General features: G+C 42.1%; 11 protein-coding genes. 10 read left to right on the forward strand and 1 reads right to left on the reverse strand.

The annotated features are described in order from the left end of the window. Window position 1: 1 nt before the first annotated feature. Together V7K49_RS19815 and V7K49_RS19820 are read left to right on the forward strand one after the other, a co-directional pair. A complete protein-coding gene (locus V7K49_RS19815) occupies window positions 2–190 on the forward strand; it encodes a CPXCG motif-containing cysteine-rich protein (protein ID WP_334871764.1) in 189 nt (62 codons plus the stop codon). 19 nt (window positions 191–209) lie between these two features. Beyond that, window positions 210–656: an SRPBCC family protein gene (locus tag V7K49_RS19820; protein ID WP_334871765.1), complete on the forward strand. Its 447-nt coding sequence runs from the start codon at window positions 210–212 to the stop codon at window positions 654–656. Window positions 657–864: 208 nt separating this feature from the next. Here V7K49_RS19820 and V7K49_RS19825 read toward each other — a convergent pair whose 3' ends face one another. Continuing rightward, window positions 865–1,683, reverse strand: coding sequence for an SDR family NAD(P)-dependent oxidoreductase (locus V7K49_RS19825; RefSeq protein WP_335207022.1), 819 nt, complete (start codon window positions 1,681–1,683; stop codon window positions 865–867). Between the two features lie 247 nt (window positions 1,684–1,930). Between V7K49_RS19825 and V7K49_RS19830 the strand changes: the two genes are divergently transcribed. The 8 genes from V7K49_RS19830 to gshB all read left to right on the forward strand — a co-directional run bounded on the left by V7K49_RS19830 (window position 1,931) and on the right by gshB (window position 12,261). Then, a complete protein-coding gene (locus tag V7K49_RS19830) occupies window positions 1,931–2,131 on the forward strand; it encodes a chlorophyll a/b-binding protein (RefSeq protein WP_335207023.1) in 201 nt (66 codons plus the stop codon). A gap of 311 nt (window positions 2,132–2,442) precedes the next feature. Beyond that, window positions 2,443–3,204, forward strand: a complete 762-nt coding sequence (gene crtW / locus V7K49_RS19835) for a beta-carotene ketolase CrtW (protein ID WP_335207024.1) — start codon at window positions 2,443–2,445, stop codon at window positions 3,202–3,204. Window positions 3,205–3,272: 68 nt separating this feature from the next. Next, window positions 3,273–4,262 carry a 7,8-didemethyl-8-hydroxy-5-deazariboflavin synthase subunit CofG gene (gene cofG, locus V7K49_RS19840; protein WP_335207025.1) on the forward strand — a complete coding sequence of 330 codons (990 nt, stop codon included), beginning with the start codon at window positions 3,273–3,275 and terminating at the stop codon, window positions 4,260–4,262. 517 nt (window positions 4,263–4,779) lie between these two features. Next, window positions 4,780–6,105: an ATP-binding protein gene (locus V7K49_RS19845; protein ID WP_335207026.1), complete on the forward strand. Its 1,326-nt coding sequence runs from the start codon at window positions 4,780–4,782 to the stop codon at window positions 6,103–6,105. Beyond that, on the forward strand, window positions 6,102–7,913 hold the full coding sequence (locus V7K49_RS19850) for a tetratricopeptide repeat protein (protein WP_335207027.1): 1,812 nt from the start codon (window positions 6,102–6,104) through the stop codon (window positions 7,911–7,913). Before V7K49_RS19845 ends, V7K49_RS19850 begins: the two co-directional genes overlap by 4 nt. Window positions 7,914–8,146: 233 nt before the next feature. Continuing rightward, window positions 8,147–9,916, forward strand: a complete 1,770-nt coding sequence (gene hflX / locus V7K49_RS19855) for a GTPase HflX (protein WP_335207034.1) — start codon at window positions 8,147–8,149, stop codon at window positions 9,914–9,916. 854 nt (window positions 9,917–10,770) lie between these two features. Continuing rightward, entirely contained in the window at window positions 10,771–11,043 is a 273-nt protein-coding gene (gene grxC / locus V7K49_RS19860; protein ID WP_298910682.1) for a glutaredoxin 3, read from the forward strand. A 243-nt stretch (window positions 11,044–11,286) separates the two neighbouring features. Beyond that, complete coding sequence (gene gshB / locus V7K49_RS19865) at window positions 11,287–12,261, forward strand: glutathione synthase (RefSeq protein ID WP_335207028.1); 975 nt, start codon at window positions 11,287–11,289, stop codon at window positions 12,259–12,261. The last annotated feature ends 147 nt before the right edge of the window (window positions 12,262–12,408 follow it).

The raw sequence follows: 12,408 nt of genomic DNA on the forward strand, positions 1-12,408 counted from the left end.
GATGCAAAACACAGCGGAGTATTACTGCGCCTATTGCGGCGAACCGAACTTAACTTTTATTGATTTGAGTGCTGGAGGACAACAATCTTACATTGAAGATTGTCAAGTTTGCTGTAACCCCAATATTTTGTATGTACGGGTTAATGAAGACACCCTAGATATTGAGATTGATACCGAATCCGAAAGTTGAATTTTAGGTTTTTCTTTCCATGCTGCACTTTAAACATTCCTCAGTAATTAATGCCCCGCCAGAAGTAGTTTGGAAATTTCACGAAAGGCCAGATATTTTGCAACTGCTGAATCCACCTTGGCAGCCAGTCCAAGTGGTTCGTCGTGAGGGAGGGCTGAACGTGGGCGCTATCACAGAATTTCGCTTGTTTGTCGGCCCATTACCCTTAACTTGGTTAGCGCGTCATACTGAATGTGAAAAATATCGCCTATTTGCTGACCAACAAATATCTGGCCCTTTTGAATCTTGGGTACATCGACATGAATTTGAACCGGAAAATGGCAAAACCAAATTAACCGATGCTATTTCCTTCTCTATGCCTGGGGGAGGAACAGTTGAATTTGTCAGCGGTTGGTTAGTGCAAGTGCAACTAGAAGCAATGTTTCGCTATCGTCACTATGTCACTAAACGCGAGTGCGAGTCCTGATAAACTAATGATCCTTCCTTTTTCCCGGATGATTCACTTTTAGGAACGTGGATTAGATAAAATGCAAAACTTCATCCTCTATCTTGCTTCCCTCTCCTTTATAAGCAGAGGGATTGAGGGTGAGGTAAGTCAGGGACATAAATTTGTATGTTATTTAATTCTTATTCCTTAGTAAGCGGCTCTAGCTCTTTAACTTATCTATCAAAAATTAATTATCCTGATTCTTCAAGGCTTGTCGAGAAACCCACTTAATCAAACCAGGAAACAAGCGATACAAAGCCTGCGATAAATTCGCCGAACCAACCATTACTTCTGGCTTCTTATTTTTAACTGCATCCCAGATAGCATTTGCCACATTTTCAGGCTTCTCAACTAGAGGATTTTTAAACACATTTTCGAGTTGTTCGCGCCGACTTTGAGCGTCTTGCTCATCCTTACCTCGAAAAACTGCTCGTTCCATCAAACTACTCTTAATCAAATTCGGATGAATGCCACAAACATGAATACCCTTTGGCTGCAATTCTACTTGTAGTGCTTCTGTTAACCCTGTGACACCAAACTTACTAGTACAGTAGGGAACCAAGTAAGCAGTAGGCACCTTACCACCGATGGAACTTAAATTAACAATGGTTCCACTTCCTCTCTGGAGAAAATGAGGTAGAAGGGCATTAATTGTATGGATATATCCCCATAAATTAGTGTCTATAATTTGATGCCAATCACTCAGAGAAAACTGCTCTACTGGCCCCGATGCGAAGATACCTGCATTGTTTATCAACACATCGATATAACCATAATGCTCCAATGCCTTTTGCACCAATGTGTGTACCTGAGATGCGTCAGTAACATCGCAGATAACAGTCAATGGTGCAGCACTACCAAAGCTTTGTACTTCCTGCGCTACAGCTTCCAAGCCCTCAGCATGACGAGCTGCAATTACAAGGTCATATCCTTGCCGAGAAAATAAAAGAGCGGTTGCTTTGCCAATGCCTTCAGAAGCACCTGTAATCAATACCGTAGGAGCCATAGTATAAGTTTGAAAAATATTATTTGCTCTTTTTTAGTTTGGGCAATAACACTCAGGAAACCTTCTAACTTTCGTTAGATTTTTTCTGATATCTGAAATACTATTTTGCTAATTTAAAAAGATTTCCTGAAAATCTTGAAAATCTCATCCTTTAGCTTGTTTACACTTTAGTACTACAGACAGATAGCTCTAATTTATTGGTTAAATAGGATTAAAAATATAATTTAATTCTTCAGGAAAATCAACAATGGGACTTTACCCAAGTGATGCAACAGAAAACGTCTACAATCGCAAGAATCGTAATGCTTTAGAGTTGGGGTTTACTCCTGGGTCCGAACTTTGGAACGGTCGTTTAGCTATGGTCGGTTTTGTCGCTTACTTAGTTTGGGATCTCAACGGCTACAGCGTAATGCGGGAATTACTCCACTTCATACCCGATTTCCGCTAATTATGTTACCATCTTTTTTCACCATCTTCGGCTGTTTAGTAAGTAATGAATTGAAAAATAGTTTTTATAGTTACGAATAGCCCAGTATTAACACTTATGCTGCCCAACCTCTCAACCGAAAATATTTGTTGGTATCGGCTTGCATGTGTAATAATAGTTAAAGTATCTTAATATTTATAAACAATTTCAAGTATTGGCACTGTCCAATGCGAAACACTGACCACTAAAAGGGTTTTCTGGCTCGTGGTTAGTACTTTTTGTGGTGACTATATTTTAGGAATTTTTACCTGAATACTAGGCGGAGTAAAAGCGTGATTCAATTAGAACAACCACCCAGTCATCAAACAAAACTGACACCAGTAGTGAAAAGTAAATCTCAGTTTAAGGGACTTTTCATTGCTATTGTCATTGTTAGCGCATGGATCATTAGCCTGAGTTTATTACTTTCCCTTGACATCTCCAAGTTAAAATTGTGGATGTTATCGCCTGTTATCCTATGGCAAACATTTTTATATACGGGATTATTTATTACATCACATGATGCTATGCATGGTGTAGTGTTTCCCCAAAACACCAAGATTAATCATCTTATTGGGACATTAACTCTATCTCTTTATGGTCTTTTACCATATAAAAAATTATTGAAAAAACATTGGGTGCATCACCACAATCCAGCAAGTCAAACAGATCCAGATTTCCATAATGGTAAACACAAAAATTTCTTTGCTTGGTATTTTCATTTTATGAAGGGTTACTGGAGTTGGGGACAAATGATTGCTCTGACTCTTATCTATCACTTTGCTAGTTACATCCTTCATATACCCCACGCTAATCTAACAACCTTTTGGGTGATTCCCTCGCTTTTAAGTTCATTCCAATTATTTTATTTTGGTACTTTTCTACCTCATAGCGAACCCATAGGAGGTTATATTCAGCCTCATCGTGCCCAAACAATTAGCCGTCCAATTTGGTGGTCATTTCTCACCTGCTATCATTTTGGCTACCACGAGGAACATCACGAGTATCCCCATGCTACTTGGTGGCAGTTACCAGAAATTTATAAAACAAAATAGTTATTGTTTATCTAATATTATGGCAACAAGAGTCACATGGTAATCTATATAGTTAGATTATCCTGCTTATGCCAATTAATAATTCTTGTCTTGTCACCTATAGCCCTGCTTATACAATCGTTCCCAGTTACGAGTGCTTTAATCGCTGTAGTTACTGCAACTTTCGCAGTGAACCGGGTAAAAGTCCCTGGATGAGTCTCTCAGATGCAGAAAGTATTTTAAAATCACTTCAAAGCGAAAAAGTCTGTGAAATCCTCATACTCAGCGGTGAAGTGCATCCCCATTCGCCAAGGCGTCAGGCGTGGTTTGGGCGGATTTATGATTTGTGTGAATTAGCGCTTTCAATGGGGTTTTTACCACACACGAATGCGGGGCCACTGAGTTTTGAGGAAATGCAAAAGCTCAAGCGTGTAAATGTTTCGATGGGGCTGATGTTGGAACAGTTAACGCCAACATTGTTAAATAGTGTACATCGGCACGCACCGAGTAAATTACCTGAAGTCAGGCTGCAACAATTGCAATGGGCGGGAGAGTTGCAGATTCCCTTTACAACTGGGTTACTGTTGGGAATTGGGGAAACTGTAGATGATTGGTGGGAAACATTAACAGCTATATCTCAACTGCATCAACATTATCACCACATTCAAGAAGTTATCCTGCAACCTCATAGTCCAGGAGATCAGCAAACCTTTGATGCACCACCTTTTGACCCCCATCAGTTACCAGAAGTCATTTTCAGGGCGCGTCAGATTTTACCGCCAGATATTACCATTCAAATTCCGCCGAATTTAGTTAACGATGACCGATGGTTACTCGCTTGTATCGCCGCTGGTGCGCGAGATTTGGGCGGAATTGGGCCAAAAGATGAAGTGAATCCCGATTATCCCCATGTTCAGGAACAGGCATTAAGAGAAATTTTACAACCTGCGGGGTGGGAATTGGTGCGCCGTTTGCCAGTTTATCCGCAATTTGATAGCTGGTTGTCGGGGGAATTACAAACAGTGGTGAAACGCTGGCGAAAGACTATAAGAGGTTGTTTGAAAAGTGTTTCGCTGTGACTTTAGGCACTTTTACATCCCCCCTAACCCCCCAATATATCGCTACGGTGTATACACAAGTCTGAAATAGTTTACTCATTTGGTTTTCGCGTTAGTTTTACCCCACCCTAACCCTCCCCTTAAAAAGGGGAGGGAACTAGATTCCTATTTCCCCCCTTTCTAAGGGGGGATTAAGGGGGGTAATTTGACTTGTGTATAACACAGTAGCTTATTCTGAACTCCGTTAACGAGTATTTGAAGTAGATGAATCCACCTCTGAACTCCGTTAACGAGTATTTGAACTAGATGAATCCACCTCTGAACTCCGTTGACGAGTGTTTGAACTGGATTCATCCACCCCTGAACTCCGTTGACGAGTCTTTGAACTGGATGAATCCACCTTTGAACTCCGTTGACGAGTCTTTGAACTGGATGAATCCACCTTTGAACTCCGTTAACGAGTCTTTGAACTGGATGAACGCACCTCAATTCTCTATAATCTTGATTATTATAAGTATCATTGCTATATTTTTTACTTATGGTTAATAGTACTGACTTACTCGCAAACCTCTACAACGCTTTTAACCCCTTTGAACCCTTACCCGCAGGTGACCCAAAATATGTAGATTGTCAGGATGTGCGGGGAGATGCGGATATTGAGCAAGAGTTGGGAAATCGAATGCGATTGGCAGATACAAATACTTGCCAATTGTATTCTGGTCATCGAGGTGCGGGGAAGTCTACAGAATTACTCAGGTTAAAGAAATATTTAGAAAATCGGCAATTTTATGTTGTGTATTTTGCGGCTGATGAAGAGGATATCGATTCTGAAGATGCCCAATATACAGATATACTCCTCGCCTGTACCCGCCGTTTGCTCAAAGATTTAAAAGAAATTGCCAGTCCTAGTCCGATACTGGATTGGTTAAAAAATCGTTGGGAAGATTTGAAAGATTTGGCCCAGACTCCCATAGAGTTTGAGAGTCTGGGAGTAGAAGCCCAACTTGCTCAATTTGCCAAGTTGACCGCAAATTTAAGAGCTGTTCCGGAATTACGCCAGAAGATTCGCCAAAAAATTGATCCTTACACCGTCACTTTAATTCAGGTGTTAAATGAGTTTCTGGTGGATGCAAAAAAGAACTTACCTACGGGTAAAACTCAACTGGCCGTAATTGTCGATAACTTAGACAGGATGGTGTTAGTCAAAGACGGAGAACGCACCAACTATGAGGAAGTCTTTTTAGACCGCAGCGAACAACTCCAAGCTTTAGATTGCCATTTGATTTATACTGTCCCCATTTCAATGGTCTATTCTACAAGGGCAACAGACCTCAGAGATATCTACGGCGACCCCCAAATTTTGCCGATGATTATGGTAAACACTCTCAAGGGAGATATTTACCAGCCAGGACTCAAGAAAGTTAAAGAAGTAATTAACAAGCGAGTCCGGCAAATTGCACCGGAATTATCACTAGAGAAGGAAATTTTCGACAGTCCCCAAACCTTAGACAGACTTTGTTTAATGAGTGGAGGTCATGTGAGGAATTTGCTATTGTTAACTCAAGATGCCATTGGACGCACTGAAGAATTACCTATTTCAGAAAAGGCGGTGCGACGAGCAATTACTCAAGCCAGAGATACTTATCGCCGCGCTGTCGAAAATCATCAATGGTGTCTGTTAGCAGAAGTGTCTTGTTCTAAGCGGATTATTAATGATGACTTGTATCGGAGTTTGATGTATAATCGCTGTCTTTTAGAATATCGGTATTTGGATGATGAGGGAGAGATGCAGCGTTGGTATGATATTCATCCATTGATTCAAGGAATTCCAGAATTCAAAGAAGCCGTAGCGAAACTTTCATGAACCCAAATTTAAGTGATTGGGATGATGATTTACCCCCAGAACCAGAAGAAGCTTATCAAGACTTGCTTCGCGCATTGAAGCGAAAATCAGGATTTGGTTTATTTTTTGTGCAATGTACACCTGGAGAAGCAGACAATTTCATTGTCAAACTTCCTCAGGAGATTCCGCAGAAGAAAATTGAAGTTTTGCGTTTTGTTGAGTCGATTGATAATTTATATGAGCGAGTAGTTGAGTTTGTTAAAGACAAGCAAGTTGATATTTTATTGATTAAAGGTCTGGAATATTCTTTATATAAATATGAAAAAAGAAGTTTTGGGGAAATTACGGAAGGACAATTTAGTAATTTAACCAGTGTTCCTCATATTTTAAATCACTTAAACCAACAGCGAGAACGTTTTAGAGATGATTTTCCCGTTAGCTTTGTTTTTCTTTTGCGTTCATTTTCGATAAACTATTTTATTCATCGCGCACCAGATTTTTTTGATTGGCGTTCTGGGGTGTTTGAATTATCTACAGCGCCAGAAGTGGTAGAACAAGAATCTAATCGCCTGCTGTTGGAAGGAGACTATGAGGAATATTTGAAACTTAGTCCTGAACAAAAAATTGAGAAAGTTATAGAAATTCAAGACTTGCTATCCGAAAAACATCAGCCAGAGAATCAAAAGCCAAGTTTACTATTTAAACTTGGAAATTTACTATTCGCTGCTAAGGAATATGAAGAGGTGATCGCATCCTACGATCAAGCACTGAAATTTAAACTAGATTATCACGAAGTTTGGAACAATCGGGGCATTTCGCTATTTTATTTAGGACGCAATGAAGAAGCGATCCTATCCTATGACCAAGCACTGAAAATTAAACCAGATTACCACGAAGTTTGGCACAATCGGGGCAATGCGCTACTCGAAGTAGGACGCAATGAAGAAGCGATCGCATCCTATGACCAAGCACTAAAAATTAAACCAGATTACCACGAAGTTTGGTACATTCGGGGCAATGCGCTACTCGAAGTAGGACGCAATGAAGAAGCGATCGCATCCTATGACCAAGCACTGAAAATTAAACCAGATTACCACGAAATTTGGTACATTCGGGGCAATGCGCTAGGCACTTTAGGACACAATGAAGAAGCGCTCGCATCCTATGACCAAGCACTGAAAATTAAACCAGATTACCACGAAATTTGGAACAATCGGGGCAATGCGCTAGGCACTTTAGGACACAATGAAGAAGCGCTCGCATCCTACGACCAAGCACTGAAATTTCAACCAGATTTACACGAAGCTTGGAACAATCGGGCTTATACGCTAAATGAATTAGGACGCAATGAAGAAGCGCTCGCATCTTACGACCAAGCACTGAAATTTCAACCAGATTTACACAAAACTTGGTACAATCGGGGCAATGCGCTAGGCGATTTAGGACGCTTTGAAGAAGTGATCGCATCCTTCGACCAAGCACTGAAAATTAAACCAGATTACTACCAAGCTTGGGTCCTTCGGGGCATTGCGCTACTCGAAGTAGGACGCAATGAAGAAGCGCTCGCATCCTACGACCAAGCACTAAAAATTAAACCAGATTACCACCAAGCTTGGTATTATCGGGGCATTATATTAACAAAATTGGGTCATAGCAAAGAAGGATTTGCCAGCATCAATAAAGCTGCTAAAATCAACCCTGATTTTGTAATAGAGCAGTTCCAGTCTCAGAAAAAACAAGTTATTAGTAGTATGCTTCAAAAATTTGGATGGGAGAAATTAACTCAGGTTTGGATAGGTTTATTGAAGATGATTGGTATTAGACCCTGATTTAATGTCTTTAACATCAGCGCTGACATTGTTGTCAACACAGCAAATTTTGTTTTGAGGCAGTGTGTGTTATTACGATTGCTCAATGAGGTGCATCAATATAGCTTCAAATCAATACCCTACACGACAAATTCCCAATGCATCCCTCAGAAGATAGAGATGGCAGTCTAAACCCTGTTGTAAAATAGACTTAATAAGGATTGGGGGGGCCATTTAACTGGTCATAAACGCCTATAGAGACTATTTTTGGAAATCTCCAAGGTCTGAAGTCCAGCCAGCTGAAACAACTACAGCGGCTCTATCACCAGCGCATACCAGGCGATCGCATCACCACGCCTGAGTTTTCTCAGCGTCTGGCAGCAATTAGCACAGAAGTCAATCAGCCTGTGTGCGCCTACATCAACCGTCGCGGGCAAGTGATTCGCGTCGGGGTAGGCACACCGCGTCAAACGCAAATACCACCGCTGGAATTGCCCCGTTACGGTGCAGAACGACTCAGCGGTATTCGTTGTATTGCCACACATCTGAAGCCAGAACCGCCAAATGAGGCGGCGCTCACGGCTATGGCACTGCAACGCTTAGATGCCCTAGTTGTCCTAAATATTACTGGAACGGGATTTACACGGCGGGGAGGCGGTGCGACTGGGTATGTCAAAGAAGCTTATCTAGCTCATCTGACACCCCAAGAGTCTCGCACCCTGATTCCTAGTCCTGCTGCTGTCAAATTAGAGGAAAGCCAATTCGGCTTCGCTCACTCTAAACAAATCCAATCCCCAAGTTGGAATATATCGCCACCTCTGGACTTGGATGATCTGGCAGACCAGGATTTAGTAGACTTGGTAGAAAATCTGGAAGCGGAATTTCAGCGGGAATTTGTCGCCCAGGAAGTAGATGCTGACCACGATCGCGTGCTGATTGTGGGGCTGATGACCAGTGAGGTGACTCCCCTACAATTCCAGGACACCCTAGTGGAATTGGCACGTTTAGTTGACACAGCTGGCGGAGATGTATTACAGACAATACAACAAAAGCGATCGCGCATTCATCCCCAGACAGTAGTTGGCGAAGGTAAGGTGCAAGAAATTGCCCTAACAGCCCAAACACTAGGAGTCAATCTCGTTGTCTTCGACCGCGACCTCTCACCCTCCCAAGTCCGCAACTTAGAAATGCAAATTGGTATCCGGGTGGTTGACCGCACCGAAGTGATTTTGGATATCTTTGCCCAACGCGCTCAGTCCCGTGCTGGTAAATTGCAAGTAGAACTAGCCCAGTTAGAATACATGCAGCCGCGACTGGCTGGTAGAGGTCGCACCATGTCCCGATTAGGTGGTGGTATTGGGACTCGTGGCCCTGGTGAAACCAAACTGGAAACTGAACGCCGTGCCATTGGGCAGCGCATTTCCCGATTGCAAAAAGAAGTCGATCAGTTGCAGGCCCATCGTTCGCGGTTACGGCAGCGACGGCAGCATCGGGAAGTTCCCTCAGTGGCTTTGGTTGGATATACCAACGCTGGCAAGTCCACTTTGCTGAATGCTCTCACGAATGCAGAAGTTTATACAGCCGACCAGCTATTTGCCACTCTCGATCCCACTACGCGCCGCCTGGTAATTCCTCATGGCGAAACAGATGAACATCAGGAAATTCTGATTACAGATACAGTAGGGTTTATACACGAGCTGCCTGCATCATTAATGGATGCCTTCCGCGCCACCTTGGAGGAAGTCACAGAAGCCGATGCCCTACTACATTTGGTGGATTTGTCTCACCCGGCTTGGTTGCGTCATATTCGCTCAGTCAGAGAAATCTTGGCGCAAATGCCAATAACTCCTGGCCCGGCGCTGGTTGTTTTTAACAAGATTGATCAAGCTGATAGTGAGACACTGGCTTTAGCTAGGGAAGAATTTCCCTTAGCAGTGTTTATTTCTGCGAGTCAGCGTTTGGGATTAGAAACCCTACGTCACCGCCTTGCCCAGCTAATTGAATATGCCGTTGACTGTGGGTAAATACTGAAATTAAAGTTTTGTATTTCAGTTAAAAATGCCGTAGTTCTATTGACTACGGCATTTGCTATTTAAAGATAAAGAATATTTCTACTCCACTAAGCTCAAATAGACTAAATATAGTAAAAAAGCTTTTGCCGTAATAGTTTGAGCGATTATGATCAAAACTGTATACTTTTATAGACTCCTTCTATGTACAAAATTTTCCCTTTTAACAGGATAGGCATTTACATGGCTAAAAAACTTGTATTTAGTCCTCTTGAGAAGAATACAAGCTATTAGCCTCGGAATTTATTCCCAAGCGGGATGACAACGAAGCCCAAAATTTATTTAATGTTGGTAATGACAAGCTCTTAAAGCTTGCTATACAATCGCTAAAAAGCCTCTAAAACAAGCTAGTACCGCAAGGCGGAAGTCAAAAGTCAAAAGTCAAAAGTCAAAAGTATTATGGAATAAGCTCTTTAGGGATTTTAAATGGTTGCTCTATTTACGCCGTGGCGTACTAGCTTTTTAGCAATTTTGATTTTTGAACTTTACGTACTCCTGCAAAGAAGCAAGCTTGGCGTAGCATGTGTCAAAGGGACTCATCTGTACTATAGGACTTACGCACACTCTACGAATTCTCGGCGCTCTTCTCTACGAGACGCTGCGCGTTGGCAAAGCCTCTCGCAGAGAAGGCGTCTTGGCGGTTCGATAAATTAAGCTTTTTAGCAATTTTTGCGTAAATCCTGTACTAGTAACTTAATGTGGCAAATTTAGTTAGCCACTTCTGAGGATAAAGTCAAAACGAGATAGAGCCGCTACAGCAAGTGGCAAAGTTCTAAAATTAAGAAGTATTAAATCAAGTTGAGGACATTATGGCTGCAAACGTAGAAATTTACACTTGGAGGACTTGCCCTTTTTGCATCCGTGCCAAAAGTTTGCTGAACAACAAGGGGGTTGAATTTATCGAATACAGCATTGACGGAGATGAGGTAGCCAGAAATAAAATGGCTCAAAGAGCAAATGGACGCCGCTCTTTACCGCAAATTTTCATCAATGATGAACATATTGGTGGTTGTGATGATATCCACGCTTTAGACCGTCAAGGCAAGCTCGATGAGCTACTAACTTCTAGCAATAGCGTGTAGATTCAGAAGGTTTTGCGATCGCTAGCGACAAGCCGCTGCAAATTACCCGGCAGTCGCAACAACTCTGGGAGGGAGAGCAACGCTGCCTTGTTTACAGACTTTTTTATCACAAAAGTCATATCTGTCCACAAGACTTTACCCTCCAGGTTCTACTCAGCAGTACACATGTACGTCAATTGGTGAGAGCATCAAGAGATAATAATTGAATAACCATTTAATTTCTTGGTGATTGAGGTATAAAGGGTGAAACTGGCTTTTATCATTGATCCTATCCATCAGCTTGACCCGTGTCATGATACCAGTGTTGCCCTGATTGAAGCAGCGCAAATCTTGGGACACGAAGTCTGGATAACTCAGGGAAACCTGCTGAGTGTGGTGGATAGCAAAGCTTGGGCTGTACTACAGCGAGTTGAAGTTGTACCAGTGCAGTTGGTAGAAGGACGCTGGATAGCGGCAAATCCTTGGTATAAGTTGAGCGATTCCTCCTTTACTTTTTTAGAGACAATGGATACCGTATTTATACGGACAGATCCACCAGTCAATGATTCCTACCTCTATGCCACCTACATTCTGGATTACATTGACCAAAATAAAACCCTGGTGGTTAACAGTCCCGGTGGCATCCGAGGGGCAAATGAAAAAATGTATGCCCTCCAGTTTACCAAAGCGATTCCAGAAACGATTGTCAGTGCTGATAAGCAGTTTATTCGGCAATTTGTCGAAGCAAAGAGAGCTGCGGTTCTCAAACCACTGGGCAACAAAGCTGGGGAAGGAATTTTATTTTTGCAATCAGGCGATCGCAATTTTAACTCCATTGTCGAACTCAGTACCCTCCAAGGTCGAGTGCCAGTAATGGTGCAGAACTATCTACCGCAGGCAAAAGAAGGAGATAAGCGAATTATCCTGCTGAATGGCGAACCGATTGGTGCGCTCAATCGCCTCTCTAGCGGAACTGATTTTCGCAATAATATGGCAACTGGTGGTACAGTGGCTCAAACTGAAATTACCCCAAGAGAAAATGAAATTTGTACCCAAGTAGCTGAACGCTTACGCCAAGATGGCTTAATTTTTGTGGGTATTGACGTTATTGGTGGTTATCTAACTGAAGTTAACGTCACTAGTCCTACCGGAATTCGTGAGATTGATCGCCTAGATGGTACTCACCTTGGTCATCAGGTTATTCAATGGATTGAACAGACACTAAAAAGCAAAAAATAAATATAAATTATTTTTTGCTTCGTGTCTTATTCTACGTGAGTTCGACGGCTGATGTGATATTCGCCTAATCAACTGAATCAAAAAACCTCTAAGAGGATGTTTGAAAACTATTGTTAGTAACAGCAATACCTGCCAAACCTAACTCCC

The sequence above is a fragment of the Nostoc sp. genome (genome assembly GCF_036919675.1).
In the GTDB taxonomy this organism is placed as follows: Bacteria; Cyanobacteriota; Cyanobacteriia; order Cyanobacteriales; family Nostocaceae; genus Nostoc.